Here is a 22,733-nt window from a genome sequence, read left to right on the forward strand (position 1 = left end):
AATGGCTGTCGCAATTCTTCTAGTTGGTGGCTTTGGCACCCGCTTAATGCCATTAACCCGCAATACCCCAAAGCCCATGCTCACAGTTGCCGGGATTCCTGTGACAGAACATCAATTAATGATGGCGAAAAAAGCTGGAATTACACAGATTGTTTTGGCGACTTCTTATCTATCAGAAGTTTTTACACCCTATTTTGGAGATGGCTCCAAATGGGGGATGAGCATTAAATATGCTGTTGAAAAAGAGCCCCTTGGCACTGGTGGTGCAATTGCTAATGCTGCGCAGTTGCTTGATTCTGAAGAATCTATTGTGATTTTAAATGGAGATGTACTGAGTGCTCACGATTTAGCAGAACAGATTCGCCGTCATGAAGCTAATGATGCAGATGTAACTTTGCATTTAACTCAAGTGGAAGATGCTCGTGCTTTTGGTTGCGTTCCAACTGATTCAGAAGGACGTGTTACGGCATTTCTTGAAAAAATGGATAACCCAGTTACAAATCAGATCAACGCAGGATGTTATGTCTTTAATCCACGTGTCATTTCTTCGATTCCATTAGACACAGTTGTTTCTGTAGAGCGTGAAACTTTTCCGCAGTTAGTAAGTAATGGTGCAAAGATTTACGGATATCTGGAAAATGCATATTGGTTGGATATTGGAACACCAAAAGCTTTGCTCAAAGCATCAATAGATATCGTCCTTCGCAGTGGCCCTGGCTTAGTTATGCCAGATGCTCACGTTGATTCCACTGCTGTGATTACTGGGGGCAGCTGCATTGGCCGGGGTAGTTCAGTGGGGGCTGGGACTCGAATCAATGGCTCTATCGTTGAGGCCGGAGCTGTGATTGGCCGCGATGTTGACATCCAGGACTCATTTGTTGCCACTGGTGCGATCATCGCTGATGGAGCAAAAATAGGGTCAACATTTGTCACAAAAGGTGAAATTCTTCCAATTCCTCAGTAGCGCGAGCGTGAATTGCTCTGTTCGGGCTTGACATGAGCGAGTTACAAGCGTGTAATTCACTCTTAAGAAAGTCTTTTCCAAGAGGGATGAGACAAGATCTAGCTAATGGAGCATCGACGTTATGCCGATTCAACCCGCAGCCCAGAACTCCCCAATCCCCACTTCAGGTCCAACAATCACACTCGCATCTGGCGAAAACATGGAGCTTTCATGGCAGGAGCGCGCTCTGTGTGCGCAAACTGATCCAGAAGCTTTCTTCCCAGAAAAGGGTGGCTCAACTCGTGAAGCAAAGCGCGTATGTCTTTCATGCGATGTTCGCTCCGAATGTCTTGAGTACGCACTAGCTCATGATGAGCGCTTCGGAATTTGGGGCGGTCTTTCAGAACGCGAACGTCGTCGCTTAAAGCGTCGCACTGCGTAAGGTTCACATTTCTCTCACGAGAAAGTGAGTTATAACTATGGCTTCCCAAGCCGCAGTCGATAAGCATCGCGTAACCGCTGTTCTTGTTTCACACAATGGAGCGGTTTGGTTACCCGAAGTTGTTGCAGCGCTAACCTCGCAAACTCGTCCGATTGATCTCATTACTGCAGTCGATACTGGATCGCAGGATGCGTCTACAAAACTTTTAAAATCTGCACGAATTCCATTTATCGCTGCTGATGTTGAAACAGGTTTTGGTGAAGCGGTTTCTTTAGCCGTCGATAAATTACCAAGGGCTGTAGATCATGAATGGATTTGGCTTATTCATGATGATTGCGCACCAGCGCCAACTGCACTCGCAGAGTTACTAGCTGCAATTGATGACCGCCCACAAGTTGTGATGGTTGGCCCAAAGTTATTGGGATGGCATGACCGTACACATTTGCTTGAAGCCGGAATAAGTATTGCTGGCAATGGTGCACGTTGGACAGGGCTTGAACCTTTGGAATATGACCAAGGTCAACATGATGGAATTTATGATGTCTTGGCTGTTAGCACCGCCGGTGCACTAATTCGTCGTGATGTCTTTGAAGAACTAGGTGGCCTAGACCCTAATTTAACTTTGTTTAGGGATGACGTTGACTTCGGATGGCGTGCCCGCGCAGCTGGTCACTCAGTAATGGTTGCTACCGGAGCAGTTGCATTTCACGCGCAAGCATCTGCTACAGAGCGCAGAGTTGTAGAAGTTGATGGCGCTTTCCTGCACAGACCTTTGCTTTTGGATCGACGCAATGCTGCATATGTATTGCTTGCGAACTCTTCTTGGTGGATTTTGCCTTGGCTAGTTATTCAGATCCTTAGCAGTGCAATTGCAAGGGCCATTGGGTATTTAATTGCAAAACTTCCAGGGTATGCCGCTGATGAAATCTTGGCAGTCGGAGCGTTAATCATTCGACCGGGTTCATTGATCACTGCTCGCAAGATTCGAAGAAAGCAACGATTTGTTTCAGCACGAGTTATTGCCGAATTCATTCCACCACGATGGTCTCAGATTCGACTTGCATCCGAAGGTGTTATTGATGCGCTTCGCTCAAGGTTATTTCCTGAAAATGCACAGGTTTCTCAACCAACAGTGTTGGACTCTAACGAAGATGAAGATTTACTTTCTCCGGTAGATACAACTCACTGGTTTGCAGTATTCAAGCGCCCTGAAGTAATTGGCTTTCTACTTATTGCAATAATTTCTATTCTTAATTCACGCAATAGATTCGGCGCACTCGTTGGGGGAGCACTACCAATCTCTCCGTCAGGTGCCACCGATCTTTGGCAAACATATTTTCAATCGTGGCATCAAGTTGGAATGGGTTCTTCAGTTGCCACACCGACGTGGGTTGCAATTACAGCAACGGCATCTCTTGTTTTCTTAGGTAAGGTCCAATTCTTAATCACAACCTTCTTCTTGGTGGCTCCTGTCATCATGATGTTTACAGCATCGAAACTACTGAAGCAGTTGACCAAGAACCCTTGGATATCGATTCCTGCAGCATTCCTTTACGCCATTTCACCGGTTGCCATTGCAGCAGTTTCTACTGGCCACATTGCAACTGTCCTGTTCTTGATTCTTGCGCCTTATGCAGCGCTCTTACTTCGCGATATTGAGAAGATTGAGCAATTTAGCTGGAGAAAGATTGCGGGCATCTCTCTGCTATTGGCAGCCCTTTATGGCTTCTCATTAATGATTTTTGTGATTGGTTTCGTCGCGGGCTTGGTTTCAACATTGAGCGATTATGAGAAACATGCAAAAGAGGCAAATCCACAGTTGTACTTACTTCGCCTGCAAAAGCGCGCATCGTTGATCTTCATCCCATTTTTGATGAATGTGCCGTATTCGCTAGAGGCGTTGGTTCACCCAAGTCGCTTGTTAGTTGAGCCTGGATTGCTTATTTCAGGTGGAGGTCCAATTTCAGCCTTACTGGGTAATCCAGGTGGGGCAAATGCATTACCAATGTGGTTAGTAAGTCCCATTCTTTTAGTGTTGATAGTTTCACTATTCTCATCAACTCATGCACGACGCATCGCCGAATATGGCGTCGGCGCACTTGTCTTAGCGGTAATCCTGTCTGCACTTTCTATTTCAACACATGGAAATGAAGCTTCTTCCAAAGTTTGGTCAGGTCCTGTAATTGTTTTAGTGACTCTTGCAGCGATCGCAGCGGGAACGGTGCTATTGGATCGATTACGTGAAACATTAGTTCTGAGCCATGTGCATTATCGTCACATTCTTTCAGCTTTACTTCTTTTTACAACTTTTGCTTATTCTGTTGCAGCAATTGGTTGGTCAGTCACTAAAGGTGCCGATTCTTTGGTTCAGGCAAATCGCGAAACTGTAATGCCTGCATTCTTAAGCGTTGAAAGTGATACCAAGATCCTTGTCTTGCGCGAAGTTGGAAGTGAAGATCAAAGGAAGATTCAATACCATCTTTCACGGGGTAAAGATATTTCACTCGGAGAACCTGATGTTGCACCTGCACAAAGTTCTGCGATTGCAGAAGCTGCGCGTGGACTAATTGATGGATCTGGCGTTACAAGTAGTTCAACACTTAGTGATTTTGGCGTGAAGTATCTTTATGTAAAAGCGCCCTTTAAAAGAGAAATCATTCGATCTATTGATGGCTTAGGTGGCTTCACACGAACCTCGGCAACCTCGTTAGGTGTTGTATGGAAAGTTACTGCTCCTGCCTCACGACTGATGTTTGTTGGCACAGACGGGGTTCGCAAAGAGTTGCAAGCAGGCGAAGTTGGGGCTCGAACTTATGTCCCATCTGCGGGAACACTTATTTTGACTGAAACATATAACCGCTCATGGCAGGTACTTGAAAATGGATATCGATTAGAACGAAGCAAGAATGAACAGGGATTACCAACCTTTAAAGTCACTGAGGCCGGAGAGATCTCTCTAATCCACGATGGAACTACGCGTCGTGCCTGGTTGTCATTGCAGTTGATTTTCTTTGTTGTTGTGCTTGTAATGGCTCTTCCCGCGGGTCGTCGCAAGAGTGAAATTTCAGAAAAGGAGTTGGCATGAACTTCTCCCGCCCGCTTCGTTTTATTGCATTTATAGCAGCTGCGATTACCATCGCATTGGCGCTCAATGTTGCCGTAACTAAGAAGAGTTTTTCTGAAAACTATCCAGCTGTTGTATGTCCACCGACTCTCCCTGGTCTTGCCTCTCAAATCTCACTTTCCTCGCAGAAAACGCAGTTCCAAACTTTGCAGGATCGAAGCACGAAAACTAAAGCTGTAAAGGTTTTGCGCCTACCTGTCATGAAGGATTCTCTACTCTTTAATTCAGAGGGTTCAACTCCCGTGGTTTGGCAAAGCCGTTCTGGAAGTTGGGCTGGAGGAGCACTGTGTTCAGGTCCTGCTTCATCGCAATGGTTTGTCGGGGCTAGTGCAGACATCACTACCAAAGGTCGTTTAATAGTTGTAAACAGCGGGCTTAGTAATGCCGTGGTTGATGTGATTGTGTTTACAGAAAATGGAAAGCAACCTCTTCGTACTTTAAATGTTCCATCTAAAAACTATCTGGTTATTCCTGTTGATTCACTTGCTCCCGGAGACAAGACTTTAACTGTCAACGTTCTACCTCGCTCCGGCAGAATTAATTCATTCATGATAGATGAGCAGGGTAAAGGTCTGAGGGCACTAGGTGGAGATTTGATCAATCCAGTAACCTCTGCAAGCAAAACTCTCGTTATTCCAGCGATTCCTAATCAAAAGAAAAAGCCAGGACAAAATACAGGATCTACTAATGTTCTGAGAGTTTTAACTCCAGGTGAAGTTGATGCAAGCATCACGGTGGAACTTCTTTCTGCAGATGGAGTTTTCATTCCTGTTGGTCTTAATTCGAGAAATGTTGCGGCAGGGTTGGTAACTGAATTTAGTTTTTCTCCAAGTGTTTCTTCACCTGTATTTGCACTGAAAATTACTTCAACTGAGCCGGTTGTTGCTGCAGTTGAATCCTCAGTTGCTGTAGGAGCAAGAAGAGACTTCACGTGGAGTACCCCGGCACCTGAGTTATCTGCATTCACAATGGCCGTTACGGGTCTTGCACCCTTGATTGCATTTACAGGAGCGCAAATAAACGTGGCAGTCGATGTGACTTTAGTTAATGGCAAGGTAGTTCGGAAAGCCATCAAGGGGGCGGATATCGTTACATGGAAAGTGCCAGGATCTGCTCGTTCCTTTACGATCACTAAGGTAGGTAAGCAGACTTATGCAGGTGCATTAGTGTCTTCTGTAAATGGCTATGGCTATTTCCCAATTGCACCTGGAAGCGTACTTACTAGAGTTGAAGTACCTGATTCAAATATTCGCATTTTAAATCCTTGATAATCCCAAGTTTTCCTACCTGCTCCCACTAATGTTTCTCTTATGAGAACTCAAGGTGGGCGGGGGTGCTCCCGTGCAGGGTGCAGATCTCTTGCAACCATGACCTTGACGTATGTGTATTCCGAATCAACGGCTGTAGTTGGACCATTAGCTACCTTTTCTGAACCACATGCATATGACTTGTGTGCAGTTCACGGAACTCGCTTGAAGGTCCCTCATGGTTGGAGTGTTATCAAGCAGGAGCTTGATGGTGTTTCTCCAGGACCAAGTGAGGATGACTTGATGGCGATTGCAGATGCAGTGCGAGAAGTTGCTTCAAAAGAAGTGGAGCCAATTACGCCAACTCCATCAACATCTGCGCAACAACAAATTGGTCGCCGTGGTCACTTGCGAGCGGTTCCTTCATAAAAAATCATGGATCTAATTCCAAATATTTTTAAAGCTTATGACATCAGAGGCTTAGTAGACACCGAAATTGATGCAGATTTTGCCTTTGCAACGGGAATGGCATTTGCCCGATTTTTACAAATCGAGCGAGAACCCGGAACTATTGTTATTGGTGAGGACATGCGTCCATCATCTCCAGAACTGGTCGAAGCATTCTCTGCCGGTGTTACTTCACAAGGCATGGATGTAATTCGAATCGGCTTAGCTTCAACAGATATGTTGTACTTCGCATCCGGAAAACTGGGGCTGCCAGGGGCGATGTTTACTGCGAGCCACAACCCTGCTCAGTACAACGGGATTAAATTGTGTTTAAGCAAAGCGCGTCCGATAGGTAAAGAGTCAGGATTGCTGACTATCGAGAACTTTGTTCGAGAGGGTTCACCTATTGCATTGCGTAATGTAGGCGTTGAAAAGCATCGAGATATGCTCAATGAGTATGTAGATCATCTCTTATCGTTAGTTGATGTCACAAAGATTAGGCCCCTAAAAATCATTGTTGACGCTGGAAATGGAATGGCTGGACACACCGCTCCTGCAATTTTTGCTCGACTCAACTGTGAAGTTATTCCTATGTACTTTGAATTAGATGGTTCATTTCCTAACCATGAAGCTAACCCACTGGATGAATCCACACTGAAAGATCTCAAGCAAGCGATGATTGATCACAAAGCCGATCTTGGCTTGGCTTTTGATGGCGACGCAGATCGTTGTTTCTTAGTGGATGAAAGAGGCGTCGCAGTTAACCCATCTGCTTTAACCGCTTTGATTGCACAACGAGAATTAAAGAAGCGACCAGGATCAAAGATTATTTATAACTTGATTTCTTCCCGTGCGGTTGCGGAAGTGATTCAAGAAAATGGCGGGACAGGCTTACGTAGCCGAGTTGGTCATTCATACATCAAGAAGATGATGGCTGAAAGTGGCGCGATTTTTGGTGGCGAGCATTCTGGTCACTTCTACTTCAAAGAGTTTTGGATGGCAGATAGTGGCGCACTTGCCGCTCTGCATGCGATCGCAGCCCTTGGTGAAAGCAATGCCACCATGTCAGCGCTACTAGCTCCATTTATTCGATACAGCTCAAGTGGTGAAATCAACTCAAAAGTTTCAGATACCCAGCAAGCAACTGAGGATGTTCGCAAGAGTTACCAGTCTCAGGATGTTTCGGTTGATGAACTTGATGGATTGACAGTCAATGGGGATACCTGGTGGTTTAACCTTCGCCCATCAAATACCGAGCCTCTCCTAAGACTTAACGTTGAGGCTTCTACGCAGGCTCAAATGGAGTCGGTACGTGATGCGGTTCTCGCACTAATACGCCGCTAACCCCCGTTTTCCATGACGAGCTTTTCACAAGAGGGCAGTAACCTATGCCTATAACCGCCTAGCACAGTAGAGCCCTACGCCTTAGGTATCCAATTAATACTTTGATTACCAATTAAGGAGATTTACGTGAACGTTCCAGTTACTTCAACTCTTCCAAAGCATGACATTGCTGATGCATCACTTGCAGCAGAAGGTCGCAAAAAGATCGAGTGGGCCGAGCGCAACATGCCTGTACTTGCTCAAATCCGTGAGCGCTTTGAAAAGTCACAACCTTTCGCAGGAGTTCGTATCTCTGCATGTATGCACGTCACAACAGAGACCGCTAACTTGATGCGTGTTCTAAAGGCTGGTGGAGCAGAGATTGCTCTTTGTGCATCAAACCCACTTTCAACCCAAGATGACACAGCTGCAGCTCTTGTACATGAGTATGGAATTTCAGTGTTTGCTCGCAACGCAGTTGATCGCGATGGGTATTACAAGCACATCAACGCAGCCCTTGATATCGAACCACACCAAGTCTTTGATGATGGTTGCGATCTTGTTAACACCCTTCACACAACTCGTAAAGAATTGATTCCAAATATCGCAGGTGGTTGCGAAGAGACAACAACAGGAGTTATCCGCCTTAACCAGATGGCTAAGGATGGAGCGCTTCAGTTCCCGATGATCGCTGTTAATGACACCGACACAAAGCACATGTTTGATAATCGTTATGGAACAGGGCAATCGACTCTTGATGCAGTGTTTCGTGCAACTAACTTCTTGCTTGCAGGTCGCATAGTTGTCGTTGCTGGATTTGGTTACTGCGGTAAAGGTGTTGCAGAGCGTGCCAAGGGTATGGGCGCAGATGTAATCGTTACTGAAATTGATCCAACTAAGGCACTTGATGCAATGATGCAAGGCTTCCGCGTGATGCCAATGCTTGATGCTGCAAAGGTTGGAGATGTCTTTATTACTGTTACAGGTAACCGCGATGTATTGCGTGATGAGCACTTTGCAGTCATGAAGGATGGCGCAATCATGGCTAACTCAGGCCACTTCGATATCGAAATCGATGTTGCATGGCTAGAACAGAATGCAAAGACAAAGAACTTAAAGATGCGTCACCAAACTGATGAATATGTGTTGTCAGATGGGCGTCGTTTACTACTTCTAGCTGAAGGTCGCTTGGTTAACCTAGGCGCTGCAGAAGGACACCCAGCATCTGTAATGGATATGTCATTCTCAGATCAAGCTCTAACTGCTGAATACCTAGTTAAGGAAGCAAAGAACTTGAAGCCTGGTGTACACGAAGTTCCTACATACATCGATAAGGAAGTTGCTTCACTGAAGTTGATCAGCATGGGCGGACGAATCGATGTGCTAACTCCAGCACAGGATATGTACCTGAACTCTTGGGAGCACGGTAGCTAATGACTTTAGTCATGGTCGTCGATGACGACCAGGATCTCGCAGAGATGCTCGGCATCGTTTTAACCGGTGCCGGCATCGATGTGGATCTAGTAAGTCGTGGCGATGAGGTCATGGATGTTTTTCGTAACAATCCTCCAGATTTAGTTTTGTTGGATGTTATGTTGCCTGGCCTTGATGGAATCGAAGTCTGCAAATTAATTCGCGCAGAATCTATGGTTCCAATCGTCATGCTTTCGGCTAAAGGCGACACCCAAGATGTTGTTAAAGGTTTAGAAGCTGGCGCTGATGACTACATGGTTAAGCCATTTCGTCATCCGTCAGAATTAATTGCGCGCATTAGAACCCGCTTGCGCAGAACAAATGCTGATGTATCGGGGCTTTTAACGATTGGTGATTTAGCAATCGATGTTCAAGCTCACCAAGTAACACGTGCGGGTAAACAGATTGCATTAACCCGTTTGGAATTTGATCTACTAGTGGCACTTGCAAAAGAACCTGGAAGAGTATTTACGCGGGATGCTTTGCTCAGCGAAGTTTGGGGCTATCGTCATTCCACAGACACGCGCTTAGTCAATGTGCACGTTCAGCGTTTACGTTCAAAAATCGAACACGATGCAGAACATCCAGAGATCGTTGTAACTGTGCGCGGAGTTGGATACAAAGCTGGAGTAATGGGCGGTTCCTAATAATGAACCGAATCTATCTACGAATTCGTAATTCCCTTGCGATCAAGGTAATTTTTTCTACAGTCATACTTTCCCTGGTGATTACCGGCATCACAGGATCAGTGCTCAATTCTCAGTTATCTGCGGGCGTTAAAGATGTGAATCTCAATTCAGCGCTGGTTGAAGCTCGATCGACCATTTTTACCGCCGAATATAGATTCTTACTAGCTCAGGGAGAAAAAGACTCCGAAGTTCAAAAAGTTGTAGATGATGTCATTAGTTCTGCAACAACTTTAACTTCTAATGAGAACGCACGAGAGGTTGTATTCCTGAGAAGCCCTGGAAACACACGGGAAAACAATTACGAGATTGCATCAAACCTTTTGGACCCGGGTTCCATCCCTACTACTTTAAGTGAGCAGGTTCGAAAGAACCCTGATTTGGTTTTTCAATACACCGACATGAACTATTTAACTGGGTCTAGAGTCAAAGGTTTAGCAATTGGCCAGAAAGTTCAGATTCCAAATGCAGGTCAGTACGAGATGTACATTATCTTTTCCTTGGCAAATCAAGAAAAAACTCTTGATCTAATTAGTCGCTCCTTATTCCTAACGGGTTTTGTATTGCTTCTTATGGTCGGTCTCATTACTTGGCTTGTAGTACGGCAGGTAGTTAGGCCGGTACGAGAGGCGGCAATGATTGCTACCGAGTTCACAGCTGGAGATTTCCGAAAGCGCTTGAAGGTTGAATCACAAGATGAAATTTCGACTCTGGGACTAGCTTTCAATGAAATGGCTGAATCTATTGAGAAGCAAATTGCTCGTCTTGAGAATTTATCTCGCGTACAACAAAGATTTGTTTCTGATGTTTCACATGAACTGCGAACCCCACTGACGACGTTACGTATGGCTTCTGAAGTAATTTACTCAACCAAGGGAACGTTTGACCCAATTGTGGCAAGAAGTGCTGAGTTGTTGGTTGCTCAGCTAGATCGATTTGAAAAATTGCTCGAAGATTTACTAGAAGTTTCACGATTTGATGCTGAAGTTGCTGTTTTAGAAGCAGTGGATTTCGATATGGTCCAACTAGTACAGCGTTGCGCCGATGATTTGGGGCTTGTTGCCAAAGAGCGAAAAACCCAGATTTATGTCAATTCCACTGAATCAGTAGTCATGATTAAGGCTGATATTCGACGAGTCGAGCGCATTCTTCGTAATCTATTGGCTAACGCCATTGATCATTCTGAAGAGATGCAAATTGATGTGCGAATCGTTTCTAGTGAACATGATGTTGCAGTGGGTGTGCGTGATTATGGAATCGGACTTGATGAAAGTGCTCTCACCAGAGTATTTGATCGATTCTGGCGTGCTGATCCTTCACGTGCCCGAACTCGTGGAGGAACTGGACTTGGACTGTCGATTGCACTTGAAGATGCGCGATTACACAATGGTGAACTCGAAGCATGGGGACGCCCTGGGCATGGCGCACATTTTGTTGTCACGCTTCCGCGCAATACATGGGAAAGCATTGAGCAGCGACTTATTCCTTTAAAGCCTGAAGACTACAAAGCTTAGTTTCCACAGTTTTTCCTTCTCGCTCCTAGATCAATTCAAGTGCATCATGATTGCCGAGTGAGTGCATTTGCTGAACTGTCACAATTGATCTTTCCTAGCCGATGCTTTGGCTGCCGTGCATTAGGTCCAAGCATTTGTTCATCGTGCAGAAGTAGTTGGCATCCACATTATTACAAAACTAAAGTTGATAGCCTCACCGTGCATTCGGCACTTTTATATACACCAACAGCGTCAAAGATAATTCTCGCGTCTAAGGAATCTGGCCTGAAGGGTGCGGATGAATTGATCATTGATGCGATCACTCATGTTTTAGCTAAAGTGATTCTAGACAACACTTTGTATCGTTTAGTACCGGTTCCATCCAGTAAAACATCGCAACGACGCAGGGGCAGAAGTTTTATTGTGGATCTTGTGTCACAAATTTCACAACGAACCGGAATTCCAATGGTTGATTGCCTGCAACTTTCCAGAAGAGTTCTAGATCAAAGTGGATTACATCGCGATGAGCGGGCTGCAAATCTTGCAGGAGCCTTTACCCTGAGTTCGCACGCCAGGGGAGAGCTGATACTGGTTGATGATGTAATCACAACGGGAGCAACCCTGCGAGAAGCGGCTAGAGCGGTTTATTCGCAGGGTTTTCAGGCTATTGGCTCAGTCACCGCGATTACCGCCTGCGTTGCCCAACCTCTACGATAAGGGTCTGAATACGGGTTCCACCCCCATCGAAAGGCGAGGTCAATGCCAGCGTTTGTAGACAAGATTTTGCGTGCAGGCGAAGGACGCATCCTTCGCGATCTCACCAAGATCGTTGCCTTGGTCAATGCTCAAGAGGCTCGCTTTTCAGCGATGTCAGACTCAGAGCTACGCGAACAGACACCTCTTTTCCAAGGCCGCTATGCAAATGGCGAATCACTTGATGATCTTTTGCCCGAAGCTTTCGCAGTTGTTCGCGAAGCAGGTCGACGTACTTTAGGTCAACGTCACTATGACGTTCAGATCATGGGTGGCGCAGCAATGCACAAAGGCAATATTGCCGAAATGCGTACAGGTGAAGGAAAGACTTTAGTTGCGACGCTACCTTCATACTTAAATGCAATTGCTGGACGCGGTGTGCACGTTGTTACAACAAATGATTATTTGGCAGAGCGCGATAGCGAATGGATGGGTCGAGTTCATCGATTCTTAGGTTTAAAGGTTGGCGTCATTCTTGCCAACATGTCTCCTGCTGAACGCCGTGAGGCATATTCAGCAGACATTACTTATGGAACAAACAACGAATTCGGTTTTGATTATCTTCGTGACAACATGGCTTGGTCACTTGAAGAATGTGTACAGCGTGATCACTTCTTTGCAGTAGTCGATGAAGTTGACTCGATTTTGATCGATGAAGCTCGTACGCCTTTGATTATTAGTGGACCAGCAGATAAGGCCACCAAGTGGTACGTCGAGTTTGCCAATCTTGTTCAAAAGCTTCAACGCGATGTTCACTACGAAGTAGATGAGAAGAAAAAGACTTCAGGAATTTTAGAAGCTGGTGTCACTAAGGTCGAAGAGCTATTGCAGATTGGAAATCTGTACGAAGCCGCCAATACTCCAATGATTGGCTACCTAAACAACGCTATCCGTGCGAAAGAGTTGTTTAAGCGCGACAAAGATTATGTTGTTATGAATGGCGAACTGCTCATCGTTGATGAGCACACTGGTCGCATGCTTGCAGGTCGTCGCTACAGCGAGGGCTTGCACCAAGCGCTAGAAGCTAAAGAGCGCATTGAAATTAAGGACGAGAACCAGACTCTTGCAACAATCACCCTGCAAAACTACTTCCGTCTGTATGACAAATTGTCAGGTATGACAGGTACAGCAACCACAGAAGCTTCAGAATTCCAGCAAATTTATAAGCTAGGTGTTGTTCCAATCCCAACTAACCGACCATCACAGCGAATTGATTCACCAGATTTGGTCTACAAAACTGAGATCGGAAAGTTTGCAGCTGTAACTGCAGATATCGTTGAACGCTATCGCAAGGGCCAGCCAGTATTGGTTGGAACTGTAAGCGTTGAAAAGTCTGAAGAACTGTCAGCATTTCTTCGCAAAGCTGGAGTTCCTCACGAAGTTCTCAATGCAAAACACCACGAACGTGAAGCAGCGATTATCGCGCGCGCGGGTGTTAAAGGCGCGGTAACCGTTGCTACAAACATGGCAGGCCGTGGTACCGACATCATGTTGGGTGGAAACCCAGAGTTCATGGCTGATTTTGAATTACAACGTCGCGGAATTTCTCCAGTTGATAATGCTGAAGAGTATGAAAAGGAATGGCCAGCAGAGATTGCTCGACAAAAGTCAGCAGTAGAAACAGGTCATGAAGAAGTTGTCGGACTTGGTGGACTCTACGTTCTAGGAACCGAGCGCCACGAATCCCGTCGAATCGATAATCAGCTTCGAGGTCGTTCAGGTCGCCAAGGTGACCCAGGTGAATCACGTTTCTATCTTTCATTGCAAGATGATTTGATGCGTCGATTTAATTCAGGAATTGTTGAACGCTTCTTAACCGCTGCCGGTCTGCCAGATGATGCACCAATTGAATCAAAGATGGTTTCAAACGCGATCAAATCTGCACAAACTCAGGTTGAAGCGCAGAACTTTGAAATGCGTAAGAATGTTTTGAAGTATGACGATGTCATGAACCGCCAGCGCACCGTTATTTATGGTGAGCGTCGGATGGTGCTTGAAGGCGCTGATATCAAGGAGCAAGTAGCAGTATTTGTTTCAGATACTTTGTCTGCTTACGTTACAGCAGCGACCGCTGATGGTTATGCAGAGGATTGGGATCTAGAAACTCTGTTTACAGCGCTTAAAACGATCTACCCAATTTCATTTACTATCCAAGATCTTGAAGCCAGAGCTGGTTCACGTGTGGGCCTAGATGCAGAATTCATTACCGCTCAGGTACTCGAAGATTGCGAAGCGGCATATGCACGCCGAGAAGAAGCTCTGGGTGATGAAGTCATGCGCGAACTAGAGCGCAAGGTTTTGCTATCAGTCCTGGATCGCAAGTGGCGCGAGCATCTTTACGAGATGGATTATCTGCAAGAAGGTATCGGTCTTCGTGCGATGGCCCAACGCGATCCACTAGTTGAATATCAGAAAGAAGGCTTCGATCTATTTGCAGCCATGATGGATGGCGTAAAGGAAGAGATCGCAGGCTTTGTGTTCAACATCGAAGTCTCTGTCGAGAGTGCCAGCAATCATGTTGTAGCTCCAGGTCTTGAATCAAAGCAATTGCCTCAGTCAGGTTTGCAGTACACAGCTGCCGATGAATCAGGCGTGCGCACAACTGGTGAAGTTTCTCGAAACGCACCATGTCCATGTGGATCAGGTAAAAAGTTTAAGCGTTGCCACGGAGGCGCAGCTTAAATTTAGATAAGTGTTAGACAGGTACATAACCATCGTCCGTCTAACCCCTCAAATCTGATTGCAACCACACGTAAGCGATCTCCAAATCGCACCGTGACAGTGGCTTCACAAATACCATCGAGCGGCTCTGTAATTCTTATTTTGCGAACTCTTCCAATTTCCGTCAAGGAACCAGTTGCCCGTTGAAGTTGTGAAAATATCGAGTAATGACATGACAATTGAAGTTGTTGAGAAGATCTTCTGCCTGCCCAAATTTCAAGCACATTGTGAGTGAATTGATTAATTAGCGGCGTTATTTCTGGCAAAGTAGCGGCAGAGGTTGGTTGGGGTGCAAATTCTGGATCAAACTCTTCACCAAAAGTGCTGGGCACTAAGTAAAGTCGCGGCTCCTTAACTACTTCTAGCTGCGGAGCCGGTCGAAACATCTCTAAGACCGGATGTAGAAAATCTTCATTAGGATCACTTGAAACTGGAGTTAACTCAGTAATTGTAAAAGTTGGCATTTGGTCAAAGTCACGTTGGGTTGTCATAGACATACCGTTGCCTTGTTAATAAGGGAAAAACTCACTCTTTAGTCTTTAAATCTCTCATACCTTTGGCTGATTGTGGACAACTTCAGGTCAGATGTCGCTCGAGCCCGTTGGGTGGGCCCATGAAAAATAAAAAAGACTCTTATGGTGCGCGTATGCCACTTGCGATTACTTTAATTGTTGCCGCATTTGCTTCTGCATTCTTTATCTCAACATATTCAAATAGAGGCTATAACTATTGGGTTATCGCACAACCTATAACGCCGGGTCATGTCATAGACATAACGGATCTAAGAACAGATCACTTAAACCTAGGAAAAAGCACCGAATATTATTTAAGAGAATCTGATCAAGTTATTGGCTTGGTTGCCACACGCCAGATGCGGGCGGGTGAGGTCATATCAATGACAGATGTGGATAGCTCCACAGAATCAATGTCAACGAGTGCGGTCCCACTCAATCTTCGTTCAGGAGACTTAGCTTCTGGAATAAATGTAGGTGATTCAGTAGATCTATATTGGGTACTTGATTCGCGCAATGGTGAAGAGGTTATCGATCCAATTTTGATTCTTGGTGGAGTAACTCTAATTGGCTTAGACAGCTCGAAGAACTCTTTAGGTGGAGATGTATCAATAACTGTTGCGATTGAAGAGACTCAAGTTCTTCGAATGTTAAGTGCGACGACCCAAGGCCGATTAGTTGTAGTGCGCTCACATGTCTGAACTTGAAATGCCCACAGTGATCACTGCCATTGCAAACTCCGAAGCCGAGGGATTTGTTGCTGGGACCCTCTACGCACAAGGGTGGAATGTAGTTTTTCGAGCAATTGATTGGGTTTCACTTCAAACTTACCTTCAATCAAATACAGAGATCAGTCAAAATGCACTTCTTATTTTTGGTACAGATTTGCCTGGTGCAAACAAAAAGTTAATGGATTCATTGAACGGAGCAGTCCGACAGGTAGTCGGCTTTTCTTTACCCAATGTTGGTGATGGTGATTTTGGTGTTCTTAACCCACTGCCTAGCATGGGCACAGATCTTGTTTCCTTAGTTCGTGGGTTTGTGCGGGCGCCCTTAGTCCGAACAAGTTCAATCACCCAACGTAAACCTCGGACCTCAAAAGTTATTGCAATTGGATCTGCAGGTAGTTACACCGGCTGCACCTTCCTGGCACTCAACCTAGCCATGGAGTTAAGTTTGCTTGAAAAATCCACCTTACTGATTGAAGCAAATTTTCGAGCGCCTTCACTTTCGCCACTGTTATCGATGCGAAAGATTACAGAGAATTCACAATGGAAGAAGATCGCATCTAATCTTTCGCTTTCGGAGATAACTCAAGATACATCAGATGAATTAACTGAGTTCATGAATAAGGCAACAGATGAGTTTGATTTTGTAGTCTTGGACATAGGTTCTATTTCGGGCCTTTCAAATCGCTTGACTGACAGAAGATGGACTTCAGCTGTAACTACCTGGTGCTGCGATCAAGCAGATGAACTTATGATTACTTCACGTGCCGATTACTTGGGTCATCACCGATTAGTTCAGGTTATTGATTTGTTGCAACAAACATCCATACGGGCGCAATTAAGTTTTACCCAAAACATGAAGTCTTCGGGTAAACGTGGGGAGGCAGAAATGGCACGTTTTCTCACCGCCACAACTTCGCTAAAGCCGATCCGTGTGAGGAGCATGAAAGATGAGGCTCGAACAGTTCAAGCTGCCGAAGATGAACATGCCACTATGGTTGAGACAAATGAGCGCTCACATCTGCGCAAGGCGATCGCTGAATTAGCCCGAGAAATCACCACATAAGTTCTATTACTATGGGTGAATGCGCGCATACCTTCCGATTAGCCAAAAGGATCTTGAAGCCTTTGTGCTGACGAAAAGTATTGATGCGGATGAGGTATTTGCACCAACGCAGGCTTTTGTTTCAGAAAATTTGGATTGCGATGAAGAAGAGCTCGAGTACTTGCTATCCATTGTTGCAGGTGAAGAGGCTTTAGAACTTCGCCTATCGGAGAAAGCTCCTGGAATTGTTTTGGCTTTTGAGGTAACGGATGAGCAAATCGCTGAAAATTATGAAGATTCAATCACGCTGAAAACCTCATTGCCATGGGATCAGCTGCAGTGCGCACTTCTTGCTTTTCAGGGCGAGGACGAGTTGGTCTGGTTTGCTACCCAAGAGATTGAGCTTCATTTGGCGGAGTGGAAGTAACAATGCTCCAACTGGAAAAGTTATTGGGTGCACGAACAACTATCACTATTGATCAGGCTGAAAGATTGCGGGCACTTGTCGCCAATTGGCAACTCCTGTCAGATCTTTCATTTGCAGATTTAGTGTTGTGGGTTCCAATTCGCAAAGACATCACTATGTGGCCAACAGGACACATTGCCGTTGGCCATATACGTCCAACCACTACGTCAACTGTTTATGTCAATGATGTTATTGGCGATGAAGTTTTGTGGGGATCCAAACCAATCATTGATGAAGCACTTTCTGGTGATGAAATAATTAGCGCCAGCGACCCTGAAAAAATAGGCGAGATGTTGGTTAAATCCGAGTCGATTCCGGTTACATACGAGGGTCAAGTTATCGCGGTTATTTCAAGCCATAGAAATGTTGAACATTCCCGTGGCTCTGGAAAGCTTGAAAGCAACTATCGCGATCTGGCTAAGCACTTATATGAAATGGTTGCAGAGGGCAGCTTTCCTTACGAGGATTCTGAATCAATGTTTGAACCCGTTCCTCGTGTTGGCGATGGCTTAATTCGCCTGGATGCAAATTCAGCAATCTCTTATGCAAGCCCTAATGCAAAGTCAGCGTTTTCTCGTATGGGATGGCGCGGTGATCTAGAAGGCAAAAACCTTGGTGAGATTGCTGAACAGATCGTTACTGCATCACCGAATGCACACGAAGAAGGTATTCGATCGCGGTTAAATGGAAAGATTTTGCAAAGAGTAGAGATTGATAATCAAGGCGCAACAATTGATTTATTGGTTCTGCCACTTATTGTTGGAGCAGACAAGATTGGCGCGCTTGTTTTGCTGCAAAATGTGACCGAGTTACGTCGACGCGATCGCGAACTAGTTACCAAAGATGCGACGATTCGTGAGATTCATCATCGCGTGAAAAACAATCTTCAAACCGTTTCCGCGCTACTGCGTTTACAATCACGTCGAATTGAAGATCCAGCAGCCGCTGCTGCGCTAGAAGAGGCGGTCCGTCGCATTGCATCTATTGCTTTGGTCCACGAAACCTTGTCCAACAGCACCAAGACCACTGTCGCATTTGATGAGGTCTTAAGTTCCTTGGTCACCCATTCACTTGAGCTCAGCCCACGGATGGGGGAGCTACGCATTGAACGAATTGGTGAAATTGGTTTACTGGAATCCCGGGTTGCGACTCCATTGTCTTTGGTTGTGACGGAGCTTATTCATAATGCACTCGAACATGGATTGGCCGAATCTGGAACACATTTGAAAATTGAACTTCAGCGGTATAGCAATGAAGGATTAGTAACTATTTCAGATGATGGCGTTGGGTTGCCTGAAGAGTTTGACTTAACAACATCGGCTAACTTGGGTCTACAAATTGTTAGAACACTGACAGAAAATGAATTACAAGGTGAACTTATGTTGGAATCAACAGACAAGGGAACTCAAGCGAAGTTGCGCTTTCCACTTTAAATCTGGTTTTGCTGCTCCATCAAACGCGCACGATTACGTGCTGCACGACGCTTGAGCGCACGACGTTCATCTTCAGATAACCCGCCCCATACTCCTGCATCCTGTCCACTTTCCAGCGCCCAAGCCAAGCAAGGCTCTTTGACAATGCAGCGCTGACAAACCTTTTTTGCTTCTTCGATTTGGGTAAGGGCTGGGCCGGTATTTCCTACGGGAAAGAAAAGCTCGGGATCTTCATCGCGGCAGGCTGATTGATGTCGCCAATCCATCGCATGTCTCCTTAGGGAAGTAAGACTCAATTCAAGAGTTTGGTTGTGATACACACAGTTGTGCGTGCAAGACTTCAATTGTCCACTGTGTAACGCGCGAATACAAGGATGTTTGGTAAAGAGTTTTCAAAATCAGGGTGATCTATCTCAAGTGCCCCCGACAGGAATCGAACCTGTGCACCTGCCTCCGGAGGGCAGTGCTCTATCCCCTGAGCTACGGGGGCTCATTGGGTCAGAGTGAAGGTTATCAGCGGGTGCAAATTACTGTGCATACTGCAAGAATTACGCCATGAATTCAACAGCGTACTTTGCTACAGGATGTTTTTGGGGAGCAGAACGACGCTTCTGGCAGTTAGATGGCGTGCAAGAGACAAGCGTTGGTTACATGGGTGGAATTCGCCCCAACCCGTCATATGAGCAGGTATGTACTGGAGTTACCGGACATGCCGAAATGGTGAAAGTTGTCTTTGATCCAACCAAAATTTCTTACCTTCGATTATTGCAAGAGTTCTGGACCATGCATGATCCAACATCTTTGAATCAACAAGGTGGTGATATTGGAACCCAATATCGCAGCGCAATTTTCACGACAACCCATGAGCAGATGCAAGTGGCGCTCGCCTCATGTCAGAGTTATCAAGACGAATTAACAAAAGCTGGCATGGATCGAATTTGTACAGAGATTTTAAGTGCCGAAGGTATCGAGTATTACCTGGCAGAGGAGTATCACCAAAAGTACTTAATAAAGAATCCAAATGGTTACGATTGCCATTCAAGCACGGGTGTTCCTTACCCAGAAACGGTTCATTGATCATGAGTGAAAAAGAGTATCCAGTAAAGATTGACGAAGCCGAGCTTGCAAAGCGTGTAGATCCATTGTCGTATGCGGTTTTGCGTGATGCTGCTACGGAGACTGCATTTACTGGTGAATACACTGATACTGAGACAATTGGTGTTTATAAGTGCAAGGCTTGCAGTGCTGAACTATTTAGGAGCGAAACCAAGTTTCACTCAGGTTGTGGCTGGCCATCCTTTTATGCACCCACTGAAAACGACGCCGTTGAGCTTTTGGAAGATCGTTCCTTAGCCCCACGAATTCGCACAGAGGTTCGTTGTGCGGCATGCGGATCCCACCTTGGACATGTATTCAAAGGTGAAGGCTATGCCGTTCCTACGGATGAACGCTGGTGTATTAACTCTGTAGCTTTGGTCTTAGAGGAGCGCTAGTAATCAAGTCCTCTTGATTCGTGCACCGCTTGGTAGCAGTACCAGGCAAAGACACTTCTGTAGGGGCGCAGCTTTTCTCCCTTAACGTCCAACAACTTTGCCGTCGTTTCTTCCTTTGTTTTGTGAATCATGTCCCAACCGCGACGAACCGCTAAATCGCCAGTTGGCCACACATCAAGTCGACCAAGTTGAAACATCATGAACATCTCAACGGTCCAGCGACCAACTCCCCAAATCGAAGTCAAAGCATCAAATATTTCTTGATCATCATGGATCTGATCAATTTCGTTAATCGGAATTGATTTATCAAGTGCAGCCGATGCAATCCCTTTGATTGTTCGGGTTTTTGCCCCTGAAACACCGATTTCTCGCAGTTGCTCATCACTGAGCTTTACTACTTTGCGCGGCGTTATGGAACCTTTGCACAGCTTTACAAGTCGCTCATGAATCGTGGCTGCTGCCTTGGTTGCAAGTTGTTGAGAAATAACCGAACTAACAAGTGATTCAAAGTGAGTTTCAGAAGGTTCGTTTCGACCAAGGGTGCACAAAGGTCGACGTTCGATAAGGCCGGCAAATTTGGGATCAATCTGCGCAACCTCAGCGACTATTCGGCGCATCTTCTGCGCAGAGTGAACCACCATGAATTACAAAGAGAAAGTTGGGTACTCGTCTGTCACCAGCAAAAAGGCGTAGCCAACCACACGGTTCCAGTAGGCAATAGTTCCTACAACACCTTCGGCACAAACTTCTGGATACTTGCCGGTAAACAAAATACTGAACCATCCCAGCAGTGTTAACAAGGCTGCATAAATTATGTAAACAATTCCAACTATGTACAGAGGCACTGCTAGGAGCCACTTAATCAATGGCAACCAGCGGTTGAGCTGCTTTGCATCAACTTCTGGAAAAGTAACGCTGACAAGGTCATTCTCTTCAATTGAAGGGTATTCATCGGTAAGCAAAACCAAGTAAACATCAACACGCGTTTGTAGCGATAACAACGCTTCATTGAAAGCTAAGACATAGCTTGGATAGACCTGACGAACAACAATTGCTAAACCAGCAGGTAGCGCCATTAAGCCGGCGAGAATTCCAACTGCATCATCGGAGAACGCTGTCGCTGGCGAAAATGAAGAGACGAAGATAAATGCTGGGACGACAAGAATTATCCGGAAAAAAGCGGTTAGGCGATTTCGCTCAGTAAGGGATACATCGATCTGGGTTTCAATTTGGTTGCTCATAAGCAGCAATCTACCCCTGAATGCCAGCAGGGATTGCTAATTGCAGCCACTTTGCCGTACTTTTACAGTTCTTGCAGGCGCGCTTGCAGAAATTGTTGCAGAGTTTAAAGAGATGGAGGTGAAGAGATGGCGGGCATTAAAGAGGTTGCAGAAGAAGCTGGCGTTTCTACCGCCACTGTTTCACGCGCTCTTCGCGGGCTTCATCATGTCAATCAACAAACGCGCGACAAGATTCTTGCCGCTGCTGAAAAGTTGAACTATCCGTTACATACAGAGCGTCAAGGCACATCTAGCGGACGTACAAACTCTGTCGGAGTCGTCGCACCTTACATTTCTCGTTGGTACTTTTCACAAGTTATTAGCGGTGCCGAACAAGCATTGCGCGAAGCTGGAATGGACTTACTTCTCTATAACTTTAGCCAAATGAAGGGCCGCGAAAGGCTTTTTCAACACCAACTGCTTAAGGGTCGCGTTGATGCTCTGATTGTCATCTCACTTCCTCCGACAGAAGAAGAGTTTGATTCAATGCTCTCACTTGGAATTCCAATTGCTCTGGTTGGCATGGATCATGAAAAGTGCGCATCGATCAAGATTGATGATGTTGCTGGTGCTAGAACTGCTACCCAGCACTTAGTAAATCAGGGTCATAAAAAAATTGGGTTGATGTCAGGTCGACCAGATGATCCATTTAATTTTTCTGTTCCACAAGATCGTCGTAAAGGCTTTATGCAAGTCCTTGCTGAAAATGACCTAGAGTGGCTGCCTTCTCGTGAAATTCATGGTGATTTTACAATGCACACCGCATCTCGAGCGATGGATGATTTATTGGCTCGCCCTAATCGCCCGACTGCAATCTTTTGCGAATCAGATGAAATGGCTATTGGTGCGATGCAAGCGTTACGCCGCCATGGTCTAAAGGCACCTGATGACATTTCAATCATTGGTTTTGATGGTCATGAAATGGCAGAGTTTTCAGAGTTAACGACAATTGAACAGCCAGTCACCTTGATGGGTGAAATGGCTGCATGGTCAATCATGGAGAGATTACGTAAGCCTGTTGCCGATCCGCCTTCACTTGTTTTACCAACGACGCTCGTGGTTAGAAATTCAACGCGTCGTTTGAATCCCGAAGAACAAGTTCTCTGAAAATTCCAACCTACTTA

The 22,733-nt window shown here is 45.6% G+C and carries 22 protein-coding genes and 1 tRNA gene; 18 read left to right on the plus strand and 5 right to left on the minus strand.

Annotated features, from left to right (window positions below; all coding sequences use genetic code 11):
- Position 1 precedes the first annotated feature (1 nt).
- From AC9UC2_RS06050 to secA, 11 genes are all read left to right on the plus strand, one after another.
- Entirely contained in the window at positions 2-964 is a 963-nt protein-coding gene (locus tag AC9UC2_RS06050) for a nucleotidyltransferase family protein (RefSeq protein WP_509526446.1), read from the plus strand.
- A 199-nt stretch (positions 965-1,163) separates the two neighbouring features.
- Positions 1,164-1,385 (plus strand): WhiB family transcriptional regulator, encoded by a 222-nt coding sequence (locus tag AC9UC2_RS06055; RefSeq protein ID WP_445835370.1) that lies wholly within the window; start codon positions 1,164-1,166, stop codon positions 1,383-1,385.
- Positions 1,386-1,422: 37 nt separating this feature from the next.
- On the plus strand, positions 1,423-4,470 hold the full coding sequence (locus AC9UC2_RS06060) for a glycosyltransferase family 2 protein (RefSeq protein WP_509526449.1): 3,048 nt from the start codon (positions 1,423-1,425) through the stop codon (positions 4,468-4,470).
- Positions 4,467-5,777: a DUF5719 family protein gene (locus tag AC9UC2_RS06065; protein ID WP_509526451.1), complete on the plus strand. Its 1,311-nt coding sequence runs from the start codon at positions 4,467-4,469 to the stop codon at positions 5,775-5,777. The genes AC9UC2_RS06060 and AC9UC2_RS06065 overlap by 4 nt, the downstream gene beginning before the upstream one ends.
- Before the next feature lie 42 nt (positions 5,778-5,819).
- The gene (locus AC9UC2_RS06070; protein WP_509526454.1) at positions 5,820-6,185 is read left to right on the plus strand and encodes a DUF3499 domain-containing protein; all 366 of its coding nucleotides are present in this window, start codon (positions 5,820-5,822) and stop codon (positions 6,183-6,185) included.
- Positions 6,186-6,191: 6 nt separating this feature from the next.
- Positions 6,192-7,547, plus strand: a complete 1,356-nt coding sequence (locus tag AC9UC2_RS06075) for a phosphomannomutase/phosphoglucomutase (protein WP_509526457.1) — start codon at positions 6,192-6,194, stop codon at positions 7,545-7,547.
- Positions 7,548-7,673: 126 nt separating this feature from the next.
- Positions 7,674-8,960, plus strand: a complete 1,287-nt coding sequence (gene ahcY, locus AC9UC2_RS06080; RefSeq protein ID WP_509526459.1) for an adenosylhomocysteinase — start codon at positions 7,674-7,676, stop codon at positions 8,958-8,960.
- Positions 8,960-9,646, plus strand: a complete 687-nt coding sequence (gene mtrA, locus AC9UC2_RS06085; protein ID WP_509526461.1) for an MtrAB system response regulator MtrA — start codon at positions 8,960-8,962, stop codon at positions 9,644-9,646. The genes ahcY and mtrA overlap by 1 nt, the downstream gene beginning before the upstream one ends.
- Before the next feature lie 2 nt (positions 9,647-9,648).
- The gene (gene mtrB / locus AC9UC2_RS06090) at positions 9,649-11,199 is read left to right on the plus strand and encodes an MtrAB system histidine kinase MtrB (RefSeq protein WP_509526463.1); all 1,551 of its coding nucleotides are present in this window, start codon (positions 9,649-9,651) and stop codon (positions 11,197-11,199) included.
- Positions 11,200-11,256: 57 nt separating this feature from the next.
- A complete protein-coding gene (locus tag AC9UC2_RS06095; RefSeq protein WP_509526466.1) occupies positions 11,257-11,895 on the plus strand; it encodes a ComF family protein in 639 nt (212 codons plus the stop codon).
- Positions 11,896-11,937: 42 nt separating this feature from the next.
- Positions 11,938-14,613 carry a preprotein translocase subunit SecA gene (gene secA / locus AC9UC2_RS06100; protein WP_509526469.1) on the plus strand — a complete coding sequence of 892 codons (2,676 nt, stop codon included), beginning with the start codon at positions 11,938-11,940 and terminating at the stop codon, positions 14,611-14,613.
- Between the two features lie 2 nt (positions 14,614-14,615).
- Here secA and AC9UC2_RS06105 read toward each other — a convergent pair whose 3' ends face one another.
- Complete coding sequence (locus tag AC9UC2_RS06105) at positions 14,616-15,149, minus strand: Rv3235 family protein (RefSeq protein WP_509526472.1); 534 nt, start codon at positions 15,147-15,149, stop codon at positions 14,616-14,618.
- Between the two features lie 116 nt (positions 15,150-15,265).
- Here AC9UC2_RS06105 and AC9UC2_RS06110 point away from each other — a divergent pair, with 116 nt between their 5' ends.
- Genes AC9UC2_RS06110 through AC9UC2_RS06125 form a run of 4 tightly spaced genes read left to right on the plus strand, consistent with a single transcriptional unit; the run spans position 15,266 to position 18,836 of the window.
- Positions 15,266-15,865 (plus strand): flagella basal body P-ring formation protein FlgA, encoded by a 600-nt coding sequence (locus AC9UC2_RS06110; protein ID WP_509526474.1) that lies wholly within the window; start codon positions 15,266-15,268, stop codon positions 15,863-15,865.
- Positions 15,858-16,958 carry a tyrosine-protein kinase family protein gene (locus AC9UC2_RS06115; RefSeq protein ID WP_509526477.1) on the plus strand — a complete coding sequence of 367 codons (1,101 nt, stop codon included), beginning with the start codon at positions 15,858-15,860 and terminating at the stop codon, positions 16,956-16,958. The genes AC9UC2_RS06110 and AC9UC2_RS06115 overlap by 8 nt, the downstream gene beginning before the upstream one ends.
- Before the next feature lie 19 nt (positions 16,959-16,977).
- A complete protein-coding gene (locus AC9UC2_RS06120; RefSeq protein ID WP_509526479.1) occupies positions 16,978-17,364 on the plus strand; it encodes a DUF6912 family protein in 387 nt (128 codons plus the stop codon).
- 2 nt (positions 17,365-17,366) lie between these two features.
- On the plus strand, positions 17,367-18,836 hold the full coding sequence (locus AC9UC2_RS06125) for a sensor histidine kinase (RefSeq protein WP_509526481.1): 1,470 nt from the start codon (positions 17,367-17,369) through the stop codon (positions 18,834-18,836).
- Here the strand turns inward: AC9UC2_RS06125 and AC9UC2_RS06130 are convergent.
- Positions 18,833-19,102 (minus strand): WhiB family transcriptional regulator, encoded by a 270-nt coding sequence (locus AC9UC2_RS06130; protein ID WP_509526484.1) that lies wholly within the window; start codon positions 19,100-19,102, stop codon positions 18,833-18,835. The genes AC9UC2_RS06125 and AC9UC2_RS06130 overlap by 4 nt on opposite strands.
- A 152-nt stretch (positions 19,103-19,254) precedes the next feature.
- Positions 19,255-19,326: transfer RNA gene (locus tag AC9UC2_RS06135), tRNA-Arg, on the minus strand.
- 65 nt (positions 19,327-19,391) lie between these two features.
- Here AC9UC2_RS06135 and msrA point away from each other — a divergent pair.
- Together msrA and msrB are read left to right on the plus strand one after the other, a co-directional pair.
- Positions 19,392-19,913 carry a peptide-methionine (S)-S-oxide reductase MsrA gene (gene msrA, locus AC9UC2_RS06140; RefSeq protein ID WP_509526486.1) on the plus strand — a complete coding sequence of 174 codons (522 nt, stop codon included), beginning with the start codon at positions 19,392-19,394 and terminating at the stop codon, positions 19,911-19,913.
- A 2-nt stretch (positions 19,914-19,915) separates the two neighbouring features.
- The gene (msrB, locus tag AC9UC2_RS06145; protein WP_509526488.1) at positions 19,916-20,329 is read left to right on the plus strand and encodes a peptide-methionine (R)-S-oxide reductase MsrB; all 414 of its coding nucleotides are present in this window, start codon (positions 19,916-19,918) and stop codon (positions 20,327-20,329) included.
- On the opposite strand, the gene AC9UC2_RS06150 is transcribed toward msrB, so the two are convergent.
- A complete protein-coding gene (locus AC9UC2_RS06150) occupies positions 20,326-20,946 on the minus strand; it encodes a DNA-3-methyladenine glycosylase family protein (protein WP_509526491.1) in 621 nt (206 codons plus the stop codon). The two genes, msrB and AC9UC2_RS06150, sit on opposite strands and share 4 nt — an antisense overlap.
- A gap of 27 nt (positions 20,947-20,973) precedes the next feature.
- Positions 20,974-21,570, minus strand: a complete 597-nt coding sequence (locus AC9UC2_RS06155; RefSeq protein ID WP_509526493.1) for a DUF4389 domain-containing protein — start codon at positions 21,568-21,570, stop codon at positions 20,974-20,976.
- 126 nt (positions 21,571-21,696) lie between these two features.
- Here AC9UC2_RS06155 and AC9UC2_RS06160 point away from each other — a divergent pair, with 126 nt between their 5' ends.
- A complete protein-coding gene (locus tag AC9UC2_RS06160) occupies positions 21,697-22,716 on the plus strand; it encodes a LacI family DNA-binding transcriptional regulator (RefSeq protein ID WP_509526494.1) in 1,020 nt (339 codons plus the stop codon).
- The last annotated feature ends 17 nt before the right edge of the window (positions 22,717-22,733 follow it).

The organism is Candidatus Planktophila sp. (assembly GCF_036734405.1).
GTDB lineage: Bacteria > Actinomycetota > Actinomycetes > Nanopelagicales > Nanopelagicaceae > Planktophila.

Excerpts from the sequence above, each read along its gene's own strand:
- AC9UC2_RS06050 (WP_509526446.1), top strand. The coding sequence starts at position 2 with ATGGCTGTCGCAATTCTTCTAGTTGGTGGCTTTGGCACCCGCTTAATG.
- AC9UC2_RS06055 (WP_445835370.1), top strand. The coding sequence starts at position 1,164 with ATGGAGCTTTCATGGCAGGAGCGCGCTCTGTGTGCGCAAACTGATCCA.
- AC9UC2_RS06060 (WP_509526449.1), top strand. The coding sequence starts at position 1,423 with ATGGCTTCCCAAGCCGCAGTCGATAAGCATCGCGTAACCGCTGTTCTT.
- AC9UC2_RS06065 (WP_509526451.1), top strand. The coding sequence starts at position 4,467 with ATGAACTTCTCCCGCCCGCTTCGTTTTATTGCATTTATAGCAGCTGCG.
- AC9UC2_RS06070 (WP_509526454.1), top strand. The coding sequence starts at position 5,820 with ATGAGAACTCAAGGTGGGCGGGGGTGCTCCCGTGCAGGGTGCAGATCT.
- AC9UC2_RS06075 (WP_509526457.1), top strand. The coding sequence starts at position 6,192 with ATGGATCTAATTCCAAATATTTTTAAAGCTTATGACATCAGAGGCTTA.
- mtrA (WP_509526461.1), top strand. The coding sequence starts at position 8,960 with ATGACTTTAGTCATGGTCGTCGATGACGACCAGGATCTCGCAGAGATG.
- mtrB (WP_509526463.1), top strand. The coding sequence starts at position 9,649 with ATGAACCGAATCTATCTACGAATTCGTAATTCCCTTGCGATCAAGGTA.
- secA (WP_509526469.1), top strand. The coding sequence starts at position 11,938 with ATGCCAGCGTTTGTAGACAAGATTTTGCGTGCAGGCGAAGGACGCATC.
- AC9UC2_RS06105 (WP_509526472.1), bottom strand. The coding sequence starts at position 15,149 with ATGTCTATGACAACCCAACGTGACTTTGACCAAATGCCAACTTTTACA.
- AC9UC2_RS06110 (WP_509526474.1), top strand. The coding sequence starts at position 15,266 with ATGAAAAATAAAAAAGACTCTTATGGTGCGCGTATGCCACTTGCGATT.
- AC9UC2_RS06115 (WP_509526477.1), top strand. The coding sequence starts at position 15,858 with ATGTCTGAACTTGAAATGCCCACAGTGATCACTGCCATTGCAAACTCC.
- AC9UC2_RS06120 (WP_509526479.1), top strand. The coding sequence starts at position 16,978 with ATGCGCGCATACCTTCCGATTAGCCAAAAGGATCTTGAAGCCTTTGTG.
- AC9UC2_RS06125 (WP_509526481.1), top strand. The coding sequence starts at position 17,367 with ATGCTCCAACTGGAAAAGTTATTGGGTGCACGAACAACTATCACTATT.
- AC9UC2_RS06130 (WP_509526484.1), bottom strand. The coding sequence starts at position 19,102 with ATGGATTGGCGACATCAATCAGCCTGCCGCGATGAAGATCCCGAGCTT.
- msrA (WP_509526486.1), top strand. The coding sequence starts at position 19,392 with ATGAATTCAACAGCGTACTTTGCTACAGGATGTTTTTGGGGAGCAGAA.
- msrB (WP_509526488.1), top strand. The coding sequence starts at position 19,916 with ATGAGTGAAAAAGAGTATCCAGTAAAGATTGACGAAGCCGAGCTTGCA.
- AC9UC2_RS06150 (WP_509526491.1), bottom strand. The coding sequence starts at position 20,946 with ATGCGCCGAATAGTCGCTGAGGTTGCGCAGATTGATCCCAAATTTGCC.
- AC9UC2_RS06155 (WP_509526493.1), bottom strand. The coding sequence starts at position 21,570 with ATGAGCAACCAAATTGAAACCCAGATCGATGTATCCCTTACTGAGCGA.
- AC9UC2_RS06160 (WP_509526494.1), top strand. The coding sequence starts at position 21,697 with ATGGCGGGCATTAAAGAGGTTGCAGAAGAAGCTGGCGTTTCTACCGCC.